The organism is Maribacter sp. UH1 (assembly GCF_056839145.1).
In genome coordinates this window covers 2777625-2803691 of sequence record NZ_CM166387.1, presented here as the reverse complement: position 1 = coordinate 2803691, position 26067 = coordinate 2777625, and the positions used below count along the sequence as shown (strand labels likewise).

Annotated in this window: 17 protein-coding genes and 2 tRNA genes; 8 read left to right on the top strand and 11 right to left on the bottom strand. The window is 35.3% G+C overall.

All coding sequences use genetic code 11. From position 1 onward, the window contains the following. The first annotated feature begins 71 nt into the window (after positions 1–71). Positions 72–866, top strand: coding sequence for a DUF2797 domain-containing protein (locus tag UH1x_RS12100; protein WP_482621898.1), 795 nt, complete (start codon positions 72–74; stop codon positions 864–866). On the opposite strand, the gene UH1x_RS12095 is transcribed toward UH1x_RS12100, so the two are convergent. The 3 genes from UH1x_RS12095 to sppA are packed head-to-tail and all read right to left on the bottom strand — an operon-like array spanning position 859 to position 6113. Further along, positions 859–3600: an AsmA family protein gene (locus UH1x_RS12095; protein ID WP_482621897.1), complete on the bottom strand. Its 2742-nt coding sequence runs from the start codon at positions 3598–3600 to the stop codon at positions 859–861. The genes UH1x_RS12100 and UH1x_RS12095 overlap by 8 nt on opposite strands. Before the next feature lie 38 nt (positions 3601–3638). Beyond that, positions 3639–4349: a queuosine precursor transporter gene (locus UH1x_RS12090; protein WP_482621896.1), complete on the bottom strand. Its 711-nt coding sequence runs from the start codon at positions 4347–4349 to the stop codon at positions 3639–3641. Positions 4350–4352: 3 nt separating this feature from the next. Then, a complete protein-coding gene (gene sppA / locus UH1x_RS12085; protein ID WP_482621895.1) occupies positions 4353–6113 on the bottom strand; it encodes a signal peptide peptidase SppA in 1761 nt (586 codons plus the stop codon). Between the two features lie 71 nt (positions 6114–6184). On the opposite strand from sppA, the gene folK reads away from it, so the two are divergent. Then, positions 6185–7327, top strand: coding sequence for a 2-amino-4-hydroxy-6-hydroxymethyldihydropteridine diphosphokinase (gene folK, locus UH1x_RS12080; RefSeq protein ID WP_036151984.1), 1143 nt, complete (start codon positions 6185–6187; stop codon positions 7325–7327). A 118-nt stretch (positions 7328–7445) separates the two neighbouring features. Here folK and UH1x_RS12075 read toward each other — a convergent pair whose 3' ends face one another. Continuing rightward, positions 7446–7976: an RNA methyltransferase gene (locus UH1x_RS12075; protein ID WP_482621894.1), complete on the bottom strand. Its 531-nt coding sequence runs from the start codon at positions 7974–7976 to the stop codon at positions 7446–7448. A 167-nt stretch (positions 7977–8143) separates the two neighbouring features. Here UH1x_RS12075 and mutS point away from each other — a divergent pair, with 167 nt between their 5' ends. From mutS to UH1x_RS12050, 5 genes are all read left to right on the top strand, one after another. Then, positions 8144–10726: a DNA mismatch repair protein MutS gene (mutS, locus tag UH1x_RS12070; RefSeq protein WP_482621893.1), complete on the top strand. Its 2583-nt coding sequence runs from the start codon at positions 8144–8146 to the stop codon at positions 10724–10726. A gap of 97 nt (positions 10727–10823) precedes the next feature. After that, a tRNA-Gly gene (locus tag UH1x_RS12065) sits at positions 10824–10895 on the top strand. Between the two features lie 42 nt (positions 10896–10937). Then, positions 10938–11024 (top strand) — tRNA-Leu (locus UH1x_RS12060). 101 nt (positions 11025–11125) lie between these two features. Beyond that, entirely contained in the window at positions 11126–11761 is a 636-nt protein-coding gene (locus UH1x_RS12055) for a SanA/YdcF family protein (protein ID WP_405410552.1), read from the top strand. Positions 11762–11810: 49 nt separating this feature from the next. Beyond that, positions 11811–13061 (top strand): NRAMP family divalent metal transporter, encoded by a 1251-nt coding sequence (locus tag UH1x_RS12050; RefSeq protein ID WP_482621892.1) that lies wholly within the window; start codon positions 11811–11813, stop codon positions 13059–13061. A gap of 22 nt (positions 13062–13083) precedes the next feature. Here UH1x_RS12050 and UH1x_RS12045 read toward each other — a convergent pair whose 3' ends face one another. The 7 genes from UH1x_RS12045 to UH1x_RS12015 all read right to left on the bottom strand — a co-directional run bounded on the left by UH1x_RS12045 (position 13084) and on the right by UH1x_RS12015 (position 24661). Further along, positions 13084–14994 carry an OmpA family protein gene (locus UH1x_RS12045; protein ID WP_482621891.1) on the bottom strand — a complete coding sequence of 637 codons (1911 nt, stop codon included), beginning with the start codon at positions 14992–14994 and terminating at the stop codon, positions 13084–13086. An 11-nt stretch (positions 14995–15005) separates the two neighbouring features. Further along, on the bottom strand, positions 15006–15986 hold the full coding sequence (locus UH1x_RS12040) for a PorP/SprF family type IX secretion system membrane protein (protein ID WP_482621890.1): 981 nt from the start codon (positions 15984–15986) through the stop codon (positions 15006–15008). An 8-nt stretch (positions 15987–15994) separates the two neighbouring features. Beyond that, complete coding sequence (locus UH1x_RS12035) at positions 15995–20086, bottom strand: Calx-beta domain-containing protein (RefSeq protein ID WP_482621889.1); 4092 nt, start codon at positions 20084–20086, stop codon at positions 15995–15997. A gap of 157 nt (positions 20087–20243) precedes the next feature. Next, positions 20244–21131, bottom strand: coding sequence for an ACP S-malonyltransferase (gene fabD, locus UH1x_RS12030; protein ID WP_482621888.1), 888 nt, complete (start codon positions 21129–21131; stop codon positions 20244–20246). A 77-nt stretch (positions 21132–21208) separates the two neighbouring features. Continuing rightward, positions 21209–21718 (bottom strand): gamma carbonic anhydrase family protein, encoded by a 510-nt coding sequence (locus UH1x_RS12025; RefSeq protein ID WP_482621887.1) that lies wholly within the window; start codon positions 21716–21718, stop codon positions 21209–21211. A 10-nt stretch (positions 21719–21728) separates the two neighbouring features. Continuing rightward, the gene (locus tag UH1x_RS12020; RefSeq protein ID WP_482621886.1) at positions 21729–22460 is read right to left on the bottom strand and encodes a LytR/AlgR family response regulator transcription factor; all 732 of its coding nucleotides are present in this window, start codon (positions 22458–22460) and stop codon (positions 21729–21731) included. Further along, entirely contained in the window at positions 22457–24661 is a 2205-nt protein-coding gene (locus tag UH1x_RS12015; RefSeq protein WP_482621885.1) for a tetratricopeptide repeat-containing sensor histidine kinase, read from the bottom strand. Before UH1x_RS12015 ends, UH1x_RS12020 begins: the two co-directional genes overlap by 4 nt. 203 nt (positions 24662–24864) lie before the next feature. Between UH1x_RS12015 and UH1x_RS12010 the strand changes: the two genes are divergently transcribed. After that, a complete protein-coding gene (locus UH1x_RS12010; RefSeq protein WP_482621884.1) occupies positions 24865–26040 on the top strand; it encodes a VWA domain-containing protein in 1176 nt (391 codons plus the stop codon). Positions 26041–26067: the final 27 nt, after the last annotated feature.

Sequence of the window (26067 nt, the reverse complement as noted above, 5' to 3'; positions counted from 1 at the left end):
ATCTTTGTATTGTTAAAAATAGCGTATCTCACTATCATTTTCAAATTGATAATTCAATAAGCCAAATTTAAATGCAATACGAGGGAGTACTTAGAAAAATGCAGACAGAAATAGGAAGTCCTATTCAATATTATATGTTATTTGAATCTGATTTTCTAAATGTAAATCAAGTTCTGGACAAAACTTTGAAAATAGAATTCATTAAACATCAATGTTTAAATTGCGGTAATGACCGACCTATTTACAGACAAGGATTTTGCCGAACATGTTTTTTTGAAATACCATCTGCGGGAGATTGGATTATGAGACCCGAGCTAAGTAAAGCACATTTAGATCAAGAAGACAGAGATTTGGCTTATGAAAAGAAAGTGCAACTACAACCTCACATTGTTTACCTGGCCAATTCTAGTAATGTAAAAGTGGGAGTTACCAGAAAAGGGCAAATACCAACACGCTGGATTGACCAAGGAGCTCATGAAGCTATAGAGATTGTAGAGGTGCCGAACAGATATTTAGCCGGCGTTACCGAAGTTGCCCTAAAAGATCATGTTGGTGATAAAACCAACTGGCGTACTATGCTCACAAATACCGTTGTCGATGAAAGTCTTCAAGAATGGCGAGATAAACTAAAGCAATATATACCAGAAGAGGCACTACCCTATTTTTTAGATTCTAATGCAGAAACAGAATTAGAATTTCCGGTACTACAATACCCAACTAAAGTTAAAAGCCTAAACCTTACTAAAACGCCAACTTTTGAAGGTAAATTAAAAGGCATTAAAGGTCAATACCTGATTTTTGAAGACAATACCGTTTTCAACGTAAGAGGTAGCGAAGGTTTTTATGTAGGTTTAACGATTAGTTAGTACTATCATTTTTCTTTTTACCGAATAAGCCGCCTAAGATATCTTTTGCCTTTTCCTTTACAACCTCTTCGGTTTTAACAGGAGTAGAATCTTTCTCTACAGATGTTGTTGATACAGAATCTTTCTTGGAAGATAATATACCCCCTAAAATGTCTTTAGCAGCTGTTTTAGTATCAGTAGTTTTTTGACTAGTAGAATCTGTCGTAGTTTTATTTCCACTAATTAAACCACCTATTAAGTCTTTCGCCTTATCTGTACCCTTAGCTATTAATTTTTGCTTTTCTACTTCTATCAACTTAGTGGTTAATTGCTTTACACCAGTGGTCATATCCGTAGATACCTTAGGGCTATTATAAAGACCGCCAATATTAGCAACTACCGGTATGGTTAAATCAGCTAAAGAAGGATCGTCAATTTTTGCAATTAAATTAGTAATATCAGACCCTAAATACTTTGCAGGCACTTGTAACGTGGCTTTATAATCCAGTTTTTGATCAAATGAGTGGCTACCGTCAACATTAATGGCAATATCCTTATAATTTAATGTGAAGGGTTTTACAACAACAATACCGTCATTAAAAGTTAACGATGTTTTTAAATCTTTAAAGTTGAGCTGTTGCAAATCGATAAAATTCAAATTAGAAACTAATGAATTTAACACTGGTGCTTCTTCCGTATTTATATCCTCGGTCATTAAGTCAGCAAATAAATTTCCGCTTAATGATAATAAATTAGGCATTAAATCATCTGTTAAATTACCTGACAGAGAAATATCCGAGGTTAATTTTCCATTCAACATTTTAGCGATAGGTGCAATTGTTTGAAACAAATCCACCGAAGCAAAAGTTTCTTGAATACCCAACTGATTTAAATCTAACTTCATGTTAAAAGTCGGAGTTTCATTTTTTGTGGACACATCACCATTAAAAGCAATTTTACCACCAAACATACCTGCCGTCATATTACTAAGTGTGGCAGTTTCATCTTTAATCTTTAAAACCCCTTTAACATCACTTAAAACAATATCATCATAAATTACCTTCTTTGCATCTGCATTTATAGTGGCATCTAAGAAAGAAGGTATCTTTATCTTCTCTTCTTGAACGGTCCCTTCTCCTGTTGTACTAGCCTCACCAGTAGTTGATGTAGTTTCCGTTTCAGCAACCATAAAATCACTTAAAGCAAAAGAGTTTGATTTTAAATTGAAGTTACCCTCCACCTTTTCATCGTTAAACATAAATCCTAACAGGTTGTTGATTGTCCCAGTAGCATCAAAATCTGTAGTACCCGTGGTACCGTTCAGATTATTCAAAGTAACTGTTTTAGGATTAAAAGTTAATCTCGCCGCTTTAAACTTAACAGGATTAGCAAGCTCTTCTGAGTTATATTCAAAATCCGATAAACTTAAATCTCCAGTAGTATTTGTTTTTTCATACTGCTCATTTTCTACGGATTGCATATCAAAAGCAGTAGTAATATCCGCTTTCAACATCCCTTTTAAATTGTATTCTTCTGGTACCGGATAAGCTTTAGAGATATTTGCTAAGTTCATATCACCGTCCATATGTGCTTTAACCTTAGTATTACCCATTAACTCCGTAATATTGGAAGTAAGATTGAACTTATCTTCATCTATCTTAAATGAAGCCTTATTGATGTTCACATAAGTATCTTCCGCAATACCGGTTTTATTATCTAACTGAATATCAAAATAGACATTACTTACCGCTTTTGGTAAATCTGGATACTTAAACGATGCATTATCAGATTTTAACGCTATATGAAAAGTTGGGATATGTGTTTCATCTACAACACCTTTAAAATTACCATTAACGGCAAAATTACCAGTAGTAGTAACATCCTCTATATTCTTAGAATACACTTCTGGAATAACGCCTAAGAAGTTTTTGAAATCTGAAGAAGGCGTTTTAAAGGTTAAATCTACTTCTTGATTGGTTTCATTTAATTTAATAAAACCATCAAAAACCAAAGGCAACTGATTTAGTAATGCCTCGTTTTTTAAAAAGGAATATTTATTCTCATTTAAATCAATACCAATAAGGGCATCTAACTTAATTTTATTCTTGTTTAAATAGTTCACACTATCCATTTCCAATGAAATAAAAGCATCGGTATGTGTATCTAACTCAGAAGTAGCTAAAGACAAATCGCCAGTTCCTGTATGTTGAAAATCATCTAATTTAAAAGCAATACCCGTTGAATTATCAGTATAATATATTCGTGTATTCGTAATTTCATACGACTGTAAATCTAGATTAAAACCATCTGTAGTACCAGCCTCCTCTTCTACCGTAGCAGAAGCATCAGACGGCAAAGCTATGTCATAGTTAGCGTTCTCCTCTTTATCTACGACTACATTAATGAATGCACCGTCTAAATTGATATTATTTATTGCTATGGCGTCTCCCTCGCTTTTAAACAATTGCATGATACCCATGGTTAAGTCCAAATTTTCAGCCTTAAACAATGTATCACCTTCAAAAGGAGCTTTATTTAATAATACAACATTTTTAAAATCTACTTCCGCATTAGGAAAACTACTGACCAAACTTAAATTTGCTTCAGAAAAATCTAATGTGGCATTTACATTCTGATTAACATTGTTTTTTATGATTTCTCCTATTTTAGCTTCTAAGAAGAAGGGTGCTGCAATTAACACTGCAATAATCAACACTAATAATACTCCAACAATTTTTAAAATTTTCTTACCCATAGTATACTGTTATACTGTTTTTCTTTGATGTTCTTATTCTAAATATCTAAATCCAATTCTTCATTTGGCTCTAGATTAAAACGCTTTCTCATAATATATACGAAGAAATAGAGAAAAGGGGTGTCTAGAAATGCTATAAAAATCTTAAAAATAAACCCGCTTACTACAAGACCGAAAAAAAGATCCCACGGCAGCACTTTGAAGACACATAACAACCCCACAACGGTAAACGTATCAAGAAATTGTGAGAGGAATGTTGAAAAATTGTTACGAATCCATAAATATTTCCCTTTGGTCAATCTTTTCCAGAAATGATATATAGCCACATCAACGTATTGCGCTAATAAATAAGCTATCATTGAAGCCAAGACCGCAATAGGCGAAAGCGCAAAAACTTGAGTAAAAGTTTCATCATTTATGGGTGAAGAAGGAATTGCAGGTGCTACTTCTGCCAATAAAATAATACCCATAGAAAAGAAGGAAGCGAATATACCAGCGGTGACAATCTGGTTAGCCATTTTTCTTCCATATATCTCTGATATTAGATCTGTAATTAAAAAGGTTATGGGATAAGGTAAAATACCCACGGAAACCTCAAAAAGAGAAACCCCATAAACAGTGAAATCCCCGAAGGGATTCCAATAAAAAAACTTTTGAAATATAAGGTTTGAAACCACTAGAGAAGTGATAAACAAAGCCCCTAAATACAGATAAATACGCTGTGCTAATTTTCTATCTTTTAAGGTCATATATTATTTAATATCTAATGCAAACGGCATTCTAGCCTGTATCCCTTTTTGCTCTTTAAAAGACTGCAGCTCTTTCAACACTTTATATGCCTCATCACCTATTTCATCTTTTAACACGTTCTCTTTTATTTGTAGACTAGCTCCTTCTAAATCTTCCATAAAGCGTTCAAATCCACTTTTGTACTTAGGGAATTTCTTAATACCGTAAGCACTCAATTCAGCCATCTCTGCGGCAGCATTGATTGCATCATCTAAATTACCTAGTTCATCAACCAGACCAACCTCTAATGCTTCAGTACCACTCCAAACCCTACCTTGGGCAACACTATCCACTTGTGCCATTGTCATATTTCTACCTTCTGACACTCTTCCTAGAAATGTTTGGTAAGTTTCCTCTATACTTTCTTGAATTTGATTTTTAAAGCTTTCTTGCATTGGCTCAAAAAGCGAATAATCTACAGCATTTTTATTGGTACCTACCTGTTCAGCATTAATACCAACATTATCTGCCAACTCGGTCATATTAGGCACTGTACCAAATACACCTATTGATCCCGTTATTGTCGTTGGCTCTGCAAAAATCTTGTCTGCACCGGCAGCAATATAATAACCACCAGATGCGGCAACGTTACCCATAGATACTATTACAGGTTTCACTTTCCTGGCAAGCGCAACCTCTCTCCAAATAATATCTGAAGTTAAAGCACTACCACCTGGAGAGTTTACCCGCAATACAATTGCCTTTACATCTTCGTCTTCACGAGCTTTAATCAATGCTTCATTTATAATCCCTTGACCTATTATATTTGGACCACCTTCACCATATAAAATTTCACCTTGTGCAAATACAATTGCGATTTTATCATCACCAGATTTCAATTTCTTTTTATTCGAATACTTTACATAGTCATCTAACTTGGTATAATTGATGTCTTCATCTTTCTTGATCTTAAGCACACTTGCAATTTTACCCTCATACTCATCATAAAAAACCACATCATCAATTAAACCTGAACGCTTGGCATATTCCGGATTTCTGCCGCCTAAGGTATCCGCTATGATATTTAAATCAGACTCAGAAATAGAACGTGTTTTTGAAATATCTACAATCATAGAATTCCAAAGAGATTGAAGCAATGAAGTCAATTGGCTTCTGTTGGCTTCACTCATGTTATTCTCAAGATATGGTTCAACGGCACTTTTATACTTACCATGACGTATAACCTCCATCTTAATTCCAGATTTCTCTTGAAGCTCTTTGTAATAAAGCACCTCTGTTGACAAACCTTTAAAATCTAAAACCCCTACTGGATTAATAAAAATTGAATCGGCAACACTGGCCAAATAATAATCGCGCTGCATAAAAAAGTCTGCATACGCGTATATGAATTTTCCCTCAGCCTTAAAATCCTCCAATGATTTTCTAATAGCTTGCGTTTGAGCTAAACCAGCAATAATGAAATTATTATTGATACTGATACCTTTAATACGATCATCATTTTTTGCTACTTCAATAGCCTGTATTATTTCATCTAACCCTTGCGACTCCTCAAAAATACCTGCAAATGGATCCAACTCATTACTACCCGTATAATCTGAAATCTGTCTTTGCAATTGTAATTCCAGTACAGAGTTATCCTCAACAGCAACAGTGTCTTCACCACTACTGACAAGGCTTACAAAAATTAAAAACATGACAAACATGATCCCAAATGCAAACAAGGAACCTAAAATGGAAGCAAGAAAATTTCTTAAAAAATTCATTTAAATCTTTATTATAATAGTAAACAAAGATAACTAATGTGGATATGTTTTAGTTATTTTGCCCTAATATTATGGGAGTATACAAAACAGCATTCTTATCTATAGGCAGTAATTTAGGCAATCGTCAATTGTTATTACAAAAAGCCATTTTCGAAATTGGAAAAATAGCCGGTGAAATCAGGCAAGTTTCCGCTGTCTATGAAACTCCGTCATGGGGTTTTGAAGGGGAAGATTTCTTGAATGCCTGTTTAGAATTGCAGACATTACTTGCTCCAGAAGATTTATTGGAAAAGCTATTAGCTATAGAGACTCATTTTGGAAGAGAAAGAAACGAAAGTGACAATTACCAAAGTAGAACTTTAGACATTGACATTATCTATTATGAAAAAGATATTATCAAAACAGAGAACTTAACGGTTCCACACCCTAAAATGCAAGATAGAAAGTTTATTCTAAAACCTCTTGCAGATATTACTCCGCAATTCTATCACCCCATATTCAACAAAGACACTAGAAATTTACTGCAAGAATGTAAAGACAAGAGCACTATAACCAAACAAATAAAAAGACTTTTTAAAAGTAGACATACATTTTTTGCTAGCCTACAATATGTTGCTATAGAAGGTAATATTGGTGCAGGCAAAACAACATTGGCCACTAAGATTTCAGAAGATTTCAATGCAAAATTGATTTTAGAACGATTTGCCGAAAATCCGTTTTTACCTAATTTTTATGAAGACCAGGCCAGATATGCCTTTCCGTTAGAAATGTCGTTTTTAGCAGATCGATATCAACAATTTACAGAAGACACCAATCAATTAGATTTATTTAAAAGTTTTATGGTAAGCGATTATGATATTTTTAAATCGCTGATTTTTGCCAAGGTTACACTACAACAAAACGAATTTGATTTATACAGAAAGGTATTCAATTTCATGTATAAGGAAGTTAAAAAGCCAAAAGTCTACGTTTATCTGTACCAAACCACAGAAAGATTACTACAACAAATAAGGCAACGTGGCAGAGATTACGAACAAAATATAGAGCTTACCTATCTAGAAAAAATTAACCGGGGTTATTTCGACTTCCTAAAGACATACCCTAAAGAAAATCAATTGATTATAGATGTTAGCGAGCTAGATTTCGTAAGACACTCAAAAGATTATGAAGCCATTTTAACCAAGATAGAAAACTTTGCCTTAGCCAACTTATAACAATTATAAATTAGATTATTTCTTGCGTAAATGGAAAGAAAATCTTTTCTTGTGAAGGCATACGTGCAACTAACTAACTCAAACTATACTAAAAAACCTGGTCTACGACCAGGTTTTTTTATGCGTTTAACTTACTCCAACAATCCCAAACTACAACACCAACACTCACTGAGATATTCAAAGAATGTTTGGTGCCGAATTGCGGAATTTCCAAAACCTCATCACTAGCAGAAACTACGTTCTGAGCAACACCCTTAACCTCATTTCCAAAAATAAGCACTTGCTTTTTATCTTTTGCTGGCGCATAGTCATTTAGCTGCGTTGCATTTTCCGCCTGTTCAACAGAAATAATATGACATCCATCTTCTTTAAGCCTAGTTACCAATTCAACAGTATCTGCCACATGTTCCCAGTCAACACTATCCGTTGCTCCTAAAGCGGTTTTATGAATATCTTTATGAGGTGGCGTAGCGGTAATTCCGCACAAGTATATTTTTTCGACCAAAAAAGCGTCGGCGGTTCTAAAAACAGAACCAATATTATTTAAACTCCTTATATTATCAAGAACAATTATTATAGGAGATTTTCCGGCAAGCTTATACCCTTCCACATCAATTCTATCCAACTCCTCATTTCTTAATTTTCTCATACTTTACAATTCAATTTTCATTAGTTTGAAAAGGTTATAAACTTATCCTGAAATATCAACAATGATTTAATTTCCAGAGATTAAATTATACTTTCGTGAAGGAGCAAAATTAATGAGATAAAGATAAAGTGGCGGATAAAAGCAAGACAAAAAAGGTAACTCCTTTAATGAAGCAATATAACACCATCAAGACCAAGTATCCTGATGCATTATTACTGTTTCGAGTAGGTGATTTCTATGAAACTTTTGGTGAAGATGCAGTAAAGGCTTCACGCATATTAGGTATTATTTTAACCAACAGAAATAATGGTGGCGAAAGAACCGAGTTAGCTGGTTTTCCGCATCATTCTTTAAATACCTATTTACCAAAATTGGTAAAAGCAGGTCAGCGAGTTGCTATTTGTGATCAGTTAGAGGACCCTAAGCAGACCAAAACCATTGTCAAAAGAGGTGTTACCGAATTGGTTACCCCAGGAGTGGCAATGAACGATGACATCTTAAACTCTAAAACAAATAATTTTCTTTGTGCCGTTCACTTTGGAAGAAAGAAAATCGGAATTTCGTTCGTAGATATTTCTACAGGTGAATTTTTAACCTCAGAAGGTAGTGAAGAACAGATTGATAAATTACTTCAGAATTTCTCACCTAATGAAGTATTAATATCCAAAGCGCATAAAAAAGAATTCTTAGAGGTCTTCGGTAAAAATCATCATCTATTTTATCTAGAGGATTGGGTCTTTCAAGAAGATTATGCTTTAGAAACTCTTACATCACATTTTAACACCAACACCCTGAAAGGTTTTGGTGTTGACCATTTAACCTGTGGCATCATAGCATCTGGGGTAGTTTTACATTACTTAGGTGAAACCCAACATCGCCAATTGCAGCATATATCTAAACTGCAACGTATTGCGGAAGATGATTATATATGGATGGATAGATTCACCATTAAAAACTTGGAACTTTACCATTCCACCAATGTCAATGCAGTAACACTTTTAGATGTTATTGACAAAACCATCTCACCCATGGGTGGGCGTATGATCAAAAGATGGCTTGCCTTACCCCTTAAAAATTTAGAAAAAATTAAAAGGAGGCAACAGATTGTTTCCTTTCTATATGATGAAGAAGTTATACTAGAAAAATTTCAACATCATATTAAACAAATGGGCGATTTAGAACGATTGGTTTCTAAAGTTGCTACAGGCAAAGTCAACCCGAAAGAAGTAGTTCAATTAAAAAATTCTTTAGAAGCTTTAATTCCTATTAAGCAATTAGCCACCTCTTCTAAAAACGAATCGTTGGCCTTAACGGGAGACCAAATACAGTCGTGCGATTTATTACGAGCCAAAATAAAAGAGATGCTTAGCGAAGAGGCACCCGTTAACATTTTAAAAGGTAGCACCATTGCAGAAGGTTTTTCAGAAGAGCTAGACGAATTAAGAGGCTTGGCGACATCGGGTAAAAATTACCTGAACAATATGTTAGAAAGGGAAACTGCCGCAACAGGTATTACCTCCCTAAAAATAGCATCTAATAATGTATTTGGCTATTATATAGAAGTTAGAAACACCCATAAAGACAAAGTTCCAGAAACCTGGACCCGTAAACAAACCTTGGTCAATGCCGAGCGTTACATTACCGATGAGCTTAAAGAATATGAAGCAAAAATTCTAGGTGCGGAGGACCGTATCTCAACCTTGGAGCAACAACTATTTTCACAACTGGTGGTATGGATGCAAGAATACATTGCCCCGGTTCAAAATAACGCATACTTAATAGCTCAGCTAGATTGCCTTTGCGGTTTTGCTCAATTGGCAAAAGAAAACGCATACAATTGTCCGTCTCTAAACGATTCCACAGATTTGGAAATAACAGATGGAAGACACCCCGTTATAGAAAAACAATTACCATTAGGTGAGCAATATATTGCCAACGACTTACAGTTAGACCGTTCCAATCAACAATTTATAATGATTACCGGTCCTAATATGAGTGGTAAATCTGCATTGTTAAGACAAACCGCATTAATTGTTTTACTAGCGCAAATGGGTAGTTTTGTGCCCGCTGAAACGGCTAAAATTGGTGTTGTAGATAAAATATTTACACGTGTAGGCGCAAGTGATAATATTTCAATGGGAGAATCTACTTTTATGGTAGAAATGAATGAAACAGCATCTATTCTTAACAACCTATCTGAACGCAGTCTGGTGCTCTTAGATGAAATCGGTAGAGGTACAAGTACCTATGATGGTATTTCCATTGCATGGGCAATTTCAGAGTATCTTCACGAACACCCGGCAAGAGCAAAAACCATGTTTGCCACACATTATCATGAGCTCAATGAAATGACCAACACATTTAATCGCATCAAAAACTATAATGTAGCTATTAAAGAATTAAAAGATACCGTTTTATTCCTAAGAAAATTAGTTCCTGGTGGTAGTGAACACAGTTTTGGTATACATGTGGCTAAAATGGCGGGTATGCCCCAACAAGTAATTCAAAAGGCAAACAAGATTTTGAAAAAGTTGGAAAATAAACATGTTAGTGAAGATGTAGGTGATAAACTTAAAAGTGATTCTGACGAAATGCAACTCAGCTTTTTTAACCTAGACGACCCATTATTGGAAGAAATTAAGGAAGAAATCACACATTTAGACATAGATACGCTAACTCCGGTAGAAGCTTTGATGAAATTAAATGAGATTAAAAGGCTGTTAACCAAGGACAAAAAAGCTACTTCGTAAATTTTTTAATTCTTTTGCGCATTTTTACTTTGGTTTTTACAGAATTGTATTAAATTTGCACCCGCATCTTTTAAGAGATGCACGTTCTTTAAAATTTGCGAAAGTAGCTCAGGGGTAGAGCATCACCTTGCCAAGGTGGAGGTCGCGGGTTCGAATCCCGTTTTTCGCTCAGAAAATGTTGCCGGTCAACATTTTTTTCAATGCTAAGTATGCTCGAGTGGTGGAATTGGTAGACACGCCGGACTTAAAATCCTGTGCTCTTTGGGGCGTGCGGGTTCAAGTCCCGCCTCGAGTACCACAAACCCCTGAAATCATCTGATTTCAGGGGTTTTTTATTTTATATACATTTCAAATCGAAGTCTTCAGTTATTCATTAACTTTAGTTTTCATTATAAGTGCATGCTGAAAAAAATATTAAAAATATCTGGCTTATTACTATTAGCATTAATTCTAATGATATTTGTCTGCAATAGTATTATTTCTAGCACTGCAGAAGAAAAAACTTATTCAGATATATCCTCAATTCCAAGTAATCGTGTCGGTCTTGTATTAGGGACCTCTAACAGATTAACAGACGGTTCTCCCAACCCATACTACACCTACCGAATAAATGCAACCAAAGCACTTTACAATGCCGGTAAGATTAAATTTATATTGGTTAGCGGGGACAATGGCAGCATCTATTATAACGAACCAGATACCTTTAAAAAGGATTTGGTAAAAGCAGGTATACCAGAAAAAGTTATATTCTTGGACTATGCAGGTTTCAGAACCCTAGATTCCATGTTTAGGGCAAAGTTTATATTCGGCTTAGACAATGTTACCGTAATCTCGCAAAAGTTCCATAATGAAAGAGCTATATATATTGCCAAACAAAAAGGATTAAATGCTATAGGGTTTAATGCAAAAGACGTTTCTACAAGCCAAGGTCTAAAAGTTCAAATAAGAGAATACCTTGCCCGTGTAAAAGTATTTATAGACATGATTCTTAATACACAGCCTAAATTTTACGGCACCACAATTGAGATAAAATAAGTAGCATTAAATAGATTACATTTAACAGCACCAACCAAACCGGATTATAATGCTCCATTTTAAAACAATTCTAAAAAATTTAGGACCCGGACTTTTGTTCGCCAGTATGGCGATAGGCACATCTCATCTTGTACTATCCACTAAAGCAGGAGCGCAATATGGTTGGCTAATGGTTATCCCCATCATTTTAGCAAACGTTTTAAAATACCCTTTTTTTGAATTTGGTGTTCGTTATACAAACGTCACGAACAAAACCTTAATAGAAGGCTATTTAAACCGCGGTAAAGGCTATCTCTGGTTTTATGCCATAATTACCTTTGTAACCACTTTCACCATCTTAGCAGCTTTGTATACGGTTACAGCAGGTCTCTTTATTAATTTGTTCGATATTGGTCATAGCTCTATAGCAATGGTCGCCTTAAGTCTATTTTTAATTATAAGCGCACTACTAATTTTTGGAAAATACAAGCTTTTGGAAATTAGCTTAAAATTCGTTGTTAGCGTACTGTTTGTTGCTTTACTGGTTACAACAATTTTAGTTGTAGCAAAAGGACCGGTTAGCCATGTTCCGGACTTTAAACCACTACCCATTTTCAATGAAGTAGGCATATTATTTTTAATAGGATTAATAGGATGGATGCCTACTAGTGTAGAAGCATCTAGCTGGATCAGTTTATGGAGTATAGAAAAATGGAAAACTCAAGACAAGCCTAGCTTAAAAGAATCATTACAAGAATTTAATATCGGATATACCATTACTGCTGTACTAGCTATTTTCTTTATGATTATAGGATGGTACACCTTATACGGCACCAACATACAGCTTAGCAATAATGCCGTGAATTTTGCCGATCAAGTAGTACGCTTGTTTACCCAACACATAGGGTCATGGGCATATCTATTTATTGCCATTTCTGCATTCGCCACTATGTTCAGCACTTGTATGACGGCACATGATGCTTTAGCTAGAGTAAGTTTAGATATTATTTCTTTATTGAAACCAAAAAGTAATTGGTACACTACCAAAGCAGCTTTCGCAGTTGGGGTATTGATTTTGACCCTGATCAATTTTGTTGTGATAGCAGCATTTAGTGCCAATATGGGTAATCTGGTAGCTCTAGCAACATTTGTTTCTTTTGTTGTTGCACCTGTTATCGGATACATGAATTTAAAGAATGTGACCAGTACCGAATTAGAACCTAAATTTCAACCAGGTAAGAAATTGAGAATCCTTACCTATGCTGGAATTTTATTCTTGTCATGTTTCGCGCTATACTATTTCTATATCATTATTATCTAATAGCATAGAAACAAAACTCGTTTTATTCAACAACGAACAAGGTACGTTCATTCTGTTTATGAAGAAAATCTAAACAGTAAGCACCATTAACACAATTATTTACAATATTTTCTTCACCATAACCGGTTGCTTCAATAATATTACTTGAATTTAACCCATTACTTAAAAGATAATTCTTAATTACGTCAGCTCTTGCCTGTGATAACCTTTTGTTAGACGACGTACTACCTCTTGTATCTGTATAGGATTGTATTCTTAACCTCATCTGCGGAAAACGTACAACAGCATCTACCACTTTATTCAATTCAGTTTCAACTTGGGCGTTAATAACGGATTTTCCTTTATCGAAATAGAACTTATTAAGTTTTATTACCGTTTTATCTTCTCGTTGAGTTACCAAGTCTTCCATTCTTGCAAGCCCCATGTTATAGGACGTGTTTTGTATTTCCTCCATCCCTTCTTCAGAGTATGTAGTTGAGAAAATAGAATACCCATCACTCATCGCTTGTATAGTCACTTGAGACATCCATGGAACTTCTACTCTAAAGCTACCGTCATTACCTGCAATAACTTCTTTCAAAACATCTCCTTGTTGATTCAATAGTCTCACTTGAGCTCCTTTTAAACCAACCTTATTTCTAAGGTTAACCACTTTTCCACCTAAAGCAAATGTTTTTAATCCTGGTGCATTTTTTAGCTGAAAACCATAAAGGTCGTCTCCGCCTTTGCTTCCGGTTCTATTTGATGCAAAAAAACCTGACAATCCTGTGTTTTCAACATTTTGAATAATAAATCCGAAATCATCTGCTTTTGAATTAATTCCTTCACCAAGGTTTACCGGTATGGTGTAAGCATCATTAGGCAACATATTAGATTTATATATATCCATTCCACCAAGCCCATAGAAAATATCCGAAGAAAAATACAGACTTCCGTCAAAAACGTACGGAGCAATCTCGTTTCCTGGTGAGTTAATTCTAGGTCCTAAATTAATAGGCGCAGACATTATCTGTCCGTTATTAGTGTATACATAATATAAATCCGTACCACCATAACTATCATCAAAATTTGCAGCGAAATATAAACGCTCTGTAGCATCATCAAAGAAAGGATAGTAAAATGATGTGCTTAAATCTTTTAAGATAAACCTAAACCTGTTATTTTTTGTAAGTGTGCCTATTGCCAATGCATTTTTACCATTTTCATCATATCTAAGCTCACCATCTTCTTCATTGGAAAGGATGTAAAAAAACGTTTCTAGTTTTTCAGAATAATATGGTGTAGATTTATGAAAGTCCGTCGCAGGAATTTCCTTAAAAGTTTCCACATCTACCAAGTTGTTATTTGAACTTAGTCTTGCAAAATAGATATCTAAATAAGATTCACCTGTAGGCTCGTATACATTTTTACTGTTTCGTCCTCTACTACTACTAAACAATATTCCGTTCTTATAAAACGCAGGTGAAAAATCTCCCTGAGCGCTATTGACACCTAAATCACGTATTACGCTGTTATCTGTATTTGAAGGAATTTCTAACAAACTGTAATTAAACTCCGCATTCTCCAAAAGTTCAGGAGATAATTTGTCGGCTTTTGACTTTAAGAACATTTTTACCCTATCCCTCTCAGAGTTTTTAGAAAGGCTCTGCAACATTTTATTAAACCTATTGACAGACATAATGGTATCATTCTTATTGACCTTTAAATAAAGCTCAGATGCGCTATCATAACTACCTGTACTAAAATAAGAATCTGCAAGGTTCAGCAATTGATGATTGGTCAATGAATCTTTTTGCATTTCACTCTTATATGCTGCAATGGCTTTTTCATATTGATAACCATAAAAAAGGTTATCGGCTTTAGACTTCTTGTCTTGAGCCGTACCTAAGAATGGTACAAAAACTAGCAATACTATGATTAATTTAAATTTCATTATCGTTCACTTTAAAAGAATCTAGGCGAATCTACTTGTTTAGGTTTACCTTTTGCATTCTTATCACTACTACCTTTAGATTTCGAAGGACCTTTTCTACCTAAATAGAATTTAAGTATGATTTCATGAGATCCGTTATTGAAGTCTCCAAGTAAGTTCGTATTATAATCATATGAATACCCCGCAAACAAGGTGTTTGAAATCTGAAAACCCGCTAAACCGCTAAATGCATTATCTAAGCGATAAGAAACACCTGCAGTAACAACATCAGAAATCAAGAAATTACTAGATAAGTTCACATTTACCGGCGAACCAGAAATAGTATTTACTAAAAAGGCAGGTTTGAATTTCAAATTATCCGAAAGTTCAAAAACGTAACCTCCTATAAAGTTAAATTGAATCTTATCTTCTACTATGGATGCTATCTCATCATTATAAATACCTTCTGTCAAAAAATTAGGAACCGAAGCACCTAAATACCAATCTTCTGAGTAAAGGAATGCACCGGCACCAACCGTTGGGTAAAACTTAGTGATCATTTCATCACTAAGATTTTCGCCAGGATTCTCAAAAGTACCTTTAGAAAAATCAACATTTAAGAACGAACCACCGGCATCAATACCAAAAGACAATTTCGTTTCGTCGGTGACCATTATTTGGTATGAGTAAGAAATATCAGCGTAAGTCTGTGTAGTAGGCCCTAGTTCGTCATTTACGATGTTGATACCCAAACCTACTTTTTCATTTTTAAAAGGTAGATTGGCACCAAAACGAAATGTTCTAGGGGCACCGGGAATATCTATCCATTGGGCTCTGTACAATCCAGAAAACTCTGGTTTCTCTACTGTACCAACATAAGCCGGGTTAAAACTACCGATATTGTACATGTACTGCGTGTACTGCGGTTCTTTCTGTGCAAATGCGTTAAAGCCTAACAGAGAAAATAGTACCAAAGCAATAGTATAACTTGATTTATTAAAGTTATAATCCATAATTTATTTTATCTAATAAGCTGTATCCAACCTTTATCCAAAACTGCAGGTTGATTATTAACACTATAATTCATGATATAAAAATAAGTTCCCTTTGGCGATTCTTTACCTTCATAAGTACCGTCCCAAACATCACCATCATTTACTTTTTCAGTTTCAAAAACCAGATTCCCATAACGATCGTAAATTTTAATTTTGTACTGCAAATTCACATCTACCTGTACACCAGTTTCTGTATCAGTCATAGTTCTATTAATACGAAGAACTTCATTCTGATTATTACCGTTTGGCGAGAATTGATTAAAAAGGAATCCTGGATTAGCTGGACTTTTCTGAATCACTTCAACTTCTACAGTTGCTTCGTTGTTTTCAGTATTACCATCTCTTGGAGTTGACCTTACTATATTTGCCGTATTCGTATAAGTACCAACAGCAGGAACTCTTGCCCTTATTATCAATGTAGCGGTATCTTCCCTATTTAGAGTAGGAATATTCCAATTACCAGAAGCTTCATCATAGGTACCGTTGAAGTCTGACTCCGCAGAAACAAATTCAAATCCGTTTTCAATTAAAATCAAATCATTCACAATTATATCCGTCACCACATCAGATTCGGAAATATTGGTAACACGAATAATGAATTCTACCTCATCTCCTACCAATGCTTTATCCGGGCGCGCTTCTTTTTCTATTCTAAGGTCAACCCCTTCTGGAGCCTCTGTACTCAATTCTACAGTAGCTTCATCATTTTCAGGATTATTATCTGAAGGAATAGATTCTAGTAGAACGGCAGTGTTCGTATAAGGTCCTTGCTCAGCCACCACTACTGTAATAGATAGTTCCAAAGAAATCCCCGCTGCAAGTTCCGAAATAGTCCAGTTACCAGATACCTCATCATAATCAGTAGCTTCAGGAGCATCTGCAGCAACAAAATCAAAACCTAATTCTAAAAGATCACCAACCACAATAGCTCTTGCAGTTCTGTCAGATAAATTGGTGATTAAAATTTTGAAAATAATGGTATCACCAATTAAAGCATCCATATTATCAACAGACTTCAATACTTCTAAATCAATAGGATCATCGCAATTAGGTGTAGCCACTGGATCACAAGGATCATCTGGATCAGAACCATTTGTTTGTTCGTCTAAATCTGAAATTCCGTCACCATCGGTATCACAATTCCCATTAAAACGATTGGGCAAACACGGATTATTATTAGCAGGATCTTGTTGATCGTTTACTCCATCATTATCAGCATCTGCAGTATTAGAATCTAATGCATCGATAATTCCGTCACCATCTTCATCTAAAGGATTATCTATATCATCACCAACTTCATCACCATCATTTATTCCATCGCCATCAGTATCAGCATCATTAGAATCTGTACCAAGAACTACTTCTTGACCACCTAAAAGACCGTCTTCATCATCATCGGTTTCACAGTCACTCACATTAATAATTACTTCTACGGTAGGGTTTTCACATGGTGCCGTAGAATTTGTTGTTGTATAGCCAAATACATAAGCACCAGAAGTTGCACCTTCAAATTCCACCACATTAGTGGAACTGATATCAACACTGGTTTCAGGACCTGAAACAAAAATCCACACTCCGGGATCTGCACCAGATAGTCTCGTATCTAAATCTATCGCTGTAAGTCCGTTCGCAGCCACATTACAGATAGAACCGTTTGTTGCCGTGCCAGTGCTAGCTTGAGAACCTATTCTAGCAATAACAGGTTGTCTATCTGTTGTACATTCATTTTCGGTTGCTTCTACATAGTATGTCGCGGTAGCGTTTAAAGAAGGAGTTGTAAATGTTTCGCCCATTGCAATTGGCGTAACTGCATCCAAAGAATCATACCAATTAACAGAAGCGCCATCAGTTGGTTCAACACTTAATAATAAAGTACCAGGACCACAACGTTCATTATCATTAATAACAGTTAATTGCGGCAACACATTTCTAACTATTTGCACTTCTATGGTACCACTTGCACAATCATTGGCTTCATCATAGAAAAAACCATAATAAGACGCTGGTAAATCTACATCTTGGGCTTCTGCAGCCGTCAAGTGAGAATTTGTATTTAAAGGATTGGAAACTCTACTCCAAGTCAAAACCGTACCTGCAGGAGCCGAACTATTTGTAAAATCAAATAAGTTGGCAGAAAAATCATCTCCAGCCTCTTCTACACAATAGATATTTGAAACCGTAGTATCTAATGTTGGAGCCGCAACACAATTATCATCATCTTGAATTGTTCCCGTTGCCGTGCCACCGCTAGCACGCTGTACATTATTAGTAGGTATACCTAATTGAACCGTAAATGTTTCCGTATTTTCTAAAATAGCATCATTAGTAACGGGTACGGTAATTTCTTGAATCTCACCCGCATCACCATCAAAAATTAGCGAACCACTAATTCCTGTATAATCTTCACCCTCTGTAGCCGTATCATCCGAAAAGGCATAAGTTACCGTGGTACCACCGACAACTTCCAAATCCAATTCTACATTAAAAACCATTTCACCAGCTGCATCATCTTCATTTAATGGTACGTCTGAAATTGTTAATGTGGCTTGATCGTTATCGTTTATTTGAACGGTTGCCGTTCGTGTAGGTACAGAACCTAATACATAACCTGTACCAGCAGCCAATGTAATTATAACGGTTTCTGTTCCTTCCTGAATTACATCATTTACAGGTAAAATTTCTATCACAGCATCTTGTTCACCATCTAAAATAGTTACAGCGTTTTCATTTATTTCATCAAAATCCGTTTCATTATCAGCAGTACCACTTATTGCATAATTAACTATAATTGGACCTCCTGTATTATTTGGAGCACTTAAGCTAACCGTAAATTCTCCTGAAGAAACAGCACCATTACTTTCTGCAGCCGTGCCATCTGAGGCTGTAATTTGAGCTACATTATTATCATCGCTTACGATTATCACAGTAGCACTATCTGGACCGCCAACCGTATAATCAGGACCATTTACCAAAGTCAATACTACCGTTTCGTTAGTCTCAATATCGGTATCATTAATTGGTGTAAGCGTAATTGCACCTGTACTTTCTCCGTCTTCAATGGTAACCGAGCCTGAAAGAGTTGTAAAATCATCTCCCTCATCTGCTGTACCACTAACAATATATTCAATTTCAATAGGTGCACCGGTCGCATTTATCTTATCTACATCAACGGTAAAAATACCTTCAGTTAAAGGGCTTTCTCCGGCTGTCGCAGTTGTAGATTCAATAGAAGCTTCAAAAATATCGTTATCTATGATCGTAACAGTCTCAGTGTCAGGAGTGCCAATTGTATATGAATCGCTATCTATTGCAGTAATTGTCATAACAACTGTTTCATCAACTTCAACCAAATCATCATCTTCCGGGTTGACTAACAAATTTGTAAATGATGCACCATTTGCAATAACCGCAGTACTCGCTATAACATAATCATCACCTTCTGTAGCCGTCCCGCCAATTAAATTATAGGCAACTGTTAAAGGACTTCCGGTGTTATTAGGCTCATCTATAAAAATTCTAAACAGACCATAAGTAGCATTAGTGGTTGCGCCTTCAGTAGTTTCATCCCGTATAACGCCTAATGTTACTTCACCAAAATCATTATCCTCAATGTTGATATCCACCTCACTATTCGCTCCAACAGTATAAACTTCATCATCATTCTCTATCAATTCAATAGTAACGGTCTCATCACCTTCTACTAAATCATCATCAACAGCAATTAAATTTATTACCTCACTTCCAGAACCAAACAAAGTATAGGTAACATCTATTTCACCAGGCAAAGCAATATAATCATCACCTTCTGTAGCAGTGCTAGAAACCAGCACATTATATTTTACAGTTATGGTATTTGGGCCAAATCCTAATACGTCAATTCTAAATCTACCTGTCAATCCACCTTCTTCAGCATCTCTGATTTTAGTAATATTTACAGACTGAGCATAAGCACTTTGAGAAAAAGCACCTAAAAAAAGGAATCCAAAAATAAAAAGAAATTTCTTTAGACTCCTACTAATATGAGGAGTCAAAAAATAATTATATAAACATATTTTCATAGCATTCTTTATCATTCCCAACAATAAGACTGGAGGATGTTCTAAATCCATAACCAAAAATGAGGGTCCCAATATTACAAAAAAATCAAGGTAAACCCCTCACAAACAGTTGAAAAAAGGATTTATAGGTTAAATGGCAATATTGCGGAAACAATGGTTAGTCTGTTAGCTCTGGAGCTTGCGTATTGACCGAGGGCTCAATTTTTCTTACTAACCCTTGTAATACTTTACCAGGACCTATTTCGGTGAAAATTGTAGCACCATCTTTTACCATTTGCTGTACACTCTGAGTCCATTTTACAGGAGCTGTCAATTGCAGCATTAGATTCTTTTTGATTTCATCTGCACTATTCACTGCAGTTGTTGGTACATTTTGATAGATAGGACAACTAGGCGTAGAGAAGGTAGTATTTGCTATTGCAGCAGCTAATTCCTCTCTAGCAGGTTCCATTAATGGTGAGTGGAAAGCACCACCAACAGGAAGCATCAAAGCACGTCTTGCTCCTGCTTCTTTTAATTTTTCACACGCTTCTTCTACTGCCGATATTTCACCGGAAATTACCAATTGACCAGGACAGTTATAATTTGCAGCAACCACAATTCCTGAAATTTCTGCACATACTTTTTCTACCACAGCGTCTTCCAAACCTAAAACGGCAGCCATTGTCGATGGTTTAAGTTCACAGGCCTTCTGCATTGCCAAAGCACGTTGCGACACTAATTTTAATCCGTCTTCAAAACTAAGAGTGTTATTTGCAACAAGAGCAGAAAACTCTCCTAATGAATGACCCGCAACCATATCTGGTTTAAATGCATCACCCATTACTTTACTTAGAATAACAGAATGTAGGAAAATAGCAGGCTGGGTAACCTTGGTCTCTTTTAAACCTTCGGCAGTACCTCTAAACATTACCTCAGTAATCTCAAAGCCCAATATATCGTTTGCCTTAAGAAATAACTCTTTTGCAATAGGATATTTTTCATATAAATCTAATCCCATTCCAACAAATTGAGCACCTTGCCCAGGAAAAACATACGCGTTCATAACTTTTAGTTTTGGTGGCTCAAAAGTACGTATTTTAGATAGATTGTAACAAGCAATTGGTTTTTTTGAGTCAACCTTTACTCCTTAAACCAACCGGAATACATAGTGTAAGCTAATGCAATTCTATTGATTTCCCCAGAACTTAGTTCAGGACTGATATCCTTAATTTTTTTAGCAGGCATACCAGCAAAAATACTCCCAGATGGCACATGTGTCCCTTTGGTGAGAACGGCACCAGCAGCAATAATACTATTACTTTCTACTACACAATCATCCATAATAATACTGCCCATACCTACCAACACATTATCATGTATAGTACAACCATGCACAAGAGCATTATGCCCAATAGAAACATTATTGCCAATTGTGGTAGGAGATTTTAAATATGTACAATGTATTACGGCTCCGTCCTGTACATTTACCTTATCGCCCATTTTTATAAAATGAACATCGCCACGTAATACTGCATTGAACCAGACACTACATTGCTTACCCATGCTTACTTCACCAACAATTGTTGCGTTTTCTGCAATAAAACAATCATCACCAATAACAGGTTCTTTACCTCTAACTGCTTTTATCATTGTAATTCTTTTAATTAAAATAGGATAGAAAATCTTTTTTCTTTGATGCGGAAACCATCACTTCTTTCCCGTTAGACATTACTACACTACCACCTTTACCTTTTCTGTACTTAACTACCTCATTTACGTTTACCAAAAAAGATTTATGTACTCGTGCAAACGGATAGTCGGTTAAAGCATCTTCAAAATACTTTAATGTTTTGCTGACCAGAATTTTCTTATTTAACAAGTAGATTTCGGTATAATTATCATCGGCCTTGCAATATAGTATTTCGGCAATATTCAAAACTTGAAATCCGTCTTGCTGTGGCAATGTCAACTTCCCTTCAACTCCGTTAGATTTTGTACTTAACACCTCTCCCTCTAAACTAGCTTCTTTCTCACGAACACCTTCTACATACTCCACCGCATTTACCAACTCATCTATATTGATAGGTTTCGTCAAATAATAAGCGGCATGATTGTTTAAAGCATCTTTTGCATAATGATCATAAGCTGTAACAAAAACGGTTTCAAAGGTTCTGTTAGGTAATTGATCCAGCAAATCGAACGCATTACCAAAAGGCATCTCTACATCTAAAAACACTAAATCTAATTCGTTTTCACCAATTAAGACCAAGGCTTCTTTAATTGATGAAGCCTCACCTAACAAATTTACACTTGGACAATACTTAGCAATATAATTTCTTAATATCTCTCTACTATTTGCCTCATCTTCTACTAAAATTGCGTTTAAACTCATTTTTCTCTTTTTAAAATGAACAGGACTTTAGTTCCTGAACCATCTGACTGTAAATCTGAAATTTTGATATCTACTTTATCCGTATACATATCGTTTAAAATAGCTACACGTTTTTTAATGATGCCCATTCCTTTAGACTTTTGTTTTCGTTGATTTTGGGTTTTAATCTCGGCAGATTTCTTTCTTCCAATACCATTATCCGTAATAGAAATAATAATTGAATCTGCAGTATTCTCTTTTATAGTGACCAACAGCTCCCCCTTTTCATCCCTATATCGTAACCCGTGCCAAATAGCATTTTCTATATATGGTTGCAATAACATTGGCGGTATTTGAAATTTAGAAACCTGTACATTCTCATCAATAGTTATTTGATAATCAAACTTATCTTCGAATCTAGAATGTTCTAGTTTTATATAAAGTTCTAGCTGTTGCAATTCTTTTTCTAAGGGAATAAAATCTTCTTCAGAATTTTCAAGAACAGAGCGCATCAACTTTGAAAAATCGCTTAGGTATCTATTAGCGCTACGTTCATCACTTTTAGAAATGAAATTATTTACCGAATTCAACGCATTGAAAATAAAGTGCGGATTCATCTGCGACCTCAACGATTTCAACGCCAATAAATTATTTGCCAGTTTTTGTTGTTGATTGCTACGGTAAAAGAAAAAAGCTGCCAGTAAGGTTAATAGGAGCCCGAATATGAGGGAATAAATCACCAATTGCTGCCGCTTATTACTCTCTTTCACCAACTCCTGCTCCGTAAGTGCTAAATCATACTTGCTTTGCGATAATTCTCTTTCTTGCTCTAAACCTGTAAGTCGGTTTTCCGCATTTGCAATTTCACGATTAAATCTGGTTGCTCTAGAAATTTCTTGTTCTTTACGAACATATAGCGAATCTACTAAAGCCACATAACTTTGGTAGGTGTCTAATGCCTTGGTGAAATCGCCTTTTACTTTGTACACTTCAGACAACTTTCGCGTAGCATCTTTTTGAACCAATAAATCATCATCTGAATCTGCCTCAACAATACTTTTCTCTAAAAAAGGTATAGCCTCATTGTACCTGTCTTGAGAGATATATGCGTTTGCAATTTTATAGTTTATACGCTGTGATGTTATGGTATCACCTAATTCTAATTTCTTAACACCTGCGTTGGGCGAATTCAATTTCTTTAATTCTTGAAGACTACTTTTACGCATATTTATCTCTTCATTGAACCTACTTTTTGTATTGTAGAAATCTGCTACCTTTTCTTTTTCTTGTAATGCTCTTTTTGGTGCTGATTGAGTTGCTAATTCCAATGAACTATCATAATAAGCCTCAGCCTCCATGTTTTGGTTTCCCAAGGAGTATGTATCTGCTATTTTAGAATTTAAATCGATCATCTTTGATGTAATCTGATTTTTATCGGCAATTAACAACCCTCTATTATACAAGTCCAGAGCTTCTTGAGTTCTACCATTTCCTTTTTTTGCATCACCTAACAGTTCATATAGCTGTACACTTTGGCGCGATGGCATGGACTTAATCTCCAATAGCGGATTCAATAGCTCTAAGCTTTCATCAAATCTGTTGGTTAAGTTATACGCCCTAGCCAAAAGCAAAGAAGTTGAAATCGTCTTATTATTTTCTAAAGCATCTTCATAATTATCAATAGCTAAATCCAATTGCTTATGATATTGATAGATCTCGCCAAGTTTAGAAAGCGACCTTGCCAGTTCTTTCTTTCGTCCTCGCTTACCTAAAATTGATATAGATTGCGCAACCAAATCTATACTTCTTTCAATATCCTGGGCTTTATACTCTTCCGCTGAATCTAATAACTGCTGATGCTTGACAGATATATCTGGTAATGATTTTGAACGACTACTAATTGGTGAAGATTCAAAATCCTCTACTAAGATTAAAACATCATCATTCTTCTGTACATCGTACCGTAAAGTTTCAATATCATCATGCTCTATGACTAACTGATCACCAATTCTAGTTCTAATTTTAAATTCTCCTAATGCATTAGTAATTACAAAGTCTCCCAAATTATTATAAACGGAAACACCAGATATTGGTTTTCCAGTATTTCTAACTTCTACCCTACCCTCTAAAGTAAATCGTAATGCATCATTTTGCCCCTGGGAATAAAGCGTACTCCATCCCAAAAGAAAATATATTACGATATATATACTATAATTTTTCATCTGCTATTACTACGGTAAACTTAGCTGATTATTGTGGCACTTAAAAATACGAAATACTCAAAACACCTAATATTAAGGAATCATTTCAATGGTTAACAAACTAAGCACAACACTTTACTAAGTGAAACGGACAGTTCGCTCATTATCGTTATTCAGAGAAATACTTTGATTTTAGTTTAGCATTGAATTTAAAACAAAAAATGATGAAAACAATTAAACAACTTGGATCATTCGGCATAGCACTTCTTACTTTAACTACAGTATTTGCATGTAATACTACTGATAAGAAAAAGCCCATTGAATTAATTGCTCAAGCTTCTGAAACTATTGAACCTAAAGAAACGAATACCGTTCAGATAGCTTTGTTATTAGATACTAGCAATAGTATGGACGGACTAATAAACCAAGCAAAATCTCAGCTTTGGGATATTGTAAATGAGTTCAGTTATGCAAAATGCGATAATGACAGCAGACCAAATTTACAAATTGCACTATACCAATATGGTAATGACAACCTTTCTGCAAACGAAGGGTATATTCAGCAAGTATTAGGATTTAGCAGTGATTTAGACGAAATTTCAGAAAAGTTATTTTCTTTGACTACCAATGGCGGCGAAGAGTATTGCGGAAAGGTATTACAGACCTCTTTACACCAATTACCATGGAATAAGAACCCAGATTTACTGCGAATGATTTTCATTGCCGGTAACGAACCCTTTACGCAAGGTAGATACAACTACAGAACTGCATTAGCTAATGCCAATGAAAAAGATGTAGTAGTAAATACCATCTTCTGTGGAAATTATGATTTAGGAATAAATACCGATTGGAAAAATGGTGCTTCATTAACAGGTGGAGAATATATGGCTATTAACCACAACAAAGAAGTTGTACATATTACCACTCCTTATGACGATATCATCATAAAACTAAATTCAAAATTAAATACCACGTACATTTCTTATGGGTCGATGGGTAAATCAAAAATTATCGCACAAGAAGTTCAAGACAGTAATGCATTAGAGATGGAAGAAGCAGTTGCTGTGAAAAGAGCGGTCAGCAAAAGTTCAAGACTTTATAATAATAAAAAGTGGGATTTGGTCGATGCTTACGATGATGCCGAATTTGAAATAAGCTCAGTAGAAAATGATGAATTACCAGAAGAACTACAAGGTAAAAATGAGAAAGAAATAAGAACCTACGTCGAATCAAAAAAGAATGAAAGAGAGGAAATTCAAAAAGAGATACAAGAATACAACACAAAAAGATTAGCTTATATTTCTGAACATCAAAAAGATGAAAATTCAGGAGAGCTTGAAAATGCTATGATTAAAGCAATAAAAAAACAAGCCAAAACAAAAAACTACAGTTGGGAATAATAGAATTTCAGGTCTGCTCAATTACGA

What these genes read in the sequence shown, in the direction of transcription:
- UH1x_RS12100 (WP_482621898.1), top strand. Translation starts at nt 72, where the DNA reads ATGCAATACGAGGGAGTACTTAGAAAAATGCAGACAGAAATAGGAAGT.
- UH1x_RS12095 (WP_482621897.1), bottom strand. Translation starts at nt 3,600, where the DNA reads ATGGGTAAGAAAATTTTAAAAATTGTTGGAGTATTATTAGTGTTGATT.
- UH1x_RS12090 (WP_482621896.1), bottom strand. Translation starts at nt 4,349, where the DNA reads ATGACCTTAAAAGATAGAAAATTAGCACAGCGTATTTATCTGTATTTA.
- sppA (WP_482621895.1), bottom strand. Translation starts at nt 6,113, where the DNA reads ATGAATTTTTTAAGAAATTTTCTTGCTTCCATTTTAGGTTCCTTGTTT.
- folK (WP_036151984.1), top strand. Translation starts at nt 6,185, where the DNA reads ATGGGAGTATACAAAACAGCATTCTTATCTATAGGCAGTAATTTAGGC.
- UH1x_RS12075 (WP_482621894.1), bottom strand. Translation starts at nt 7,976, where the DNA reads ATGAGAAAATTAAGAAATGAGGAGTTGGATAGAATTGATGTGGAAGGG.
- mutS (WP_482621893.1), top strand. Translation starts at nt 8,144, where the DNA reads ATGAAGCAATATAACACCATCAAGACCAAGTATCCTGATGCATTATTA.
- UH1x_RS12055 (WP_405410552.1), top strand. Translation starts at nt 11,126, where the DNA reads ATGCTGAAAAAAATATTAAAAATATCTGGCTTATTACTATTAGCATTA.
- UH1x_RS12050 (WP_482621892.1), top strand. Translation starts at nt 11,811, where the DNA reads ATGCTCCATTTTAAAACAATTCTAAAAAATTTAGGACCCGGACTTTTG.
- UH1x_RS12045 (WP_482621891.1), bottom strand. Translation starts at nt 14,994, where the DNA reads ATGAAATTTAAATTAATCATAGTATTGCTAGTTTTTGTACCATTCTTA.
- UH1x_RS12040 (WP_482621890.1), bottom strand. Translation starts at nt 15,986, where the DNA reads ATGGATTATAACTTTAATAAATCAAGTTATACTATTGCTTTGGTACTA.
- UH1x_RS12035 (WP_482621889.1), bottom strand. Translation starts at nt 20,086, where the DNA reads ATGAAAATATGTTTATATAATTATTTTTTGACTCCTCATATTAGTAGG.
- fabD (WP_482621888.1), bottom strand. Translation starts at nt 21,131, where the DNA reads ATGAACGCGTATGTTTTTCCTGGGCAAGGTGCTCAATTTGTTGGAATG.
- UH1x_RS12025 (WP_482621887.1), bottom strand. Translation starts at nt 21,718, where the DNA reads ATGATAAAAGCAGTTAGAGGTAAAGAACCTGTTATTGGTGATGATTGT.
- UH1x_RS12020 (WP_482621886.1), bottom strand. Translation starts at nt 22,460, where the DNA reads ATGAGTTTAAACGCAATTTTAGTAGAAGATGAGGCAAATAGTAGAGAG.
- UH1x_RS12015 (WP_482621885.1), bottom strand. Translation starts at nt 24,661, where the DNA reads ATGAAAAATTATAGTATATATATCGTAATATATTTTCTTTTGGGATGG.
- UH1x_RS12010 (WP_482621884.1), top strand. Translation starts at nt 24,865, where the DNA reads ATGAAAACAATTAAACAACTTGGATCATTCGGCATAGCACTTCTTACT.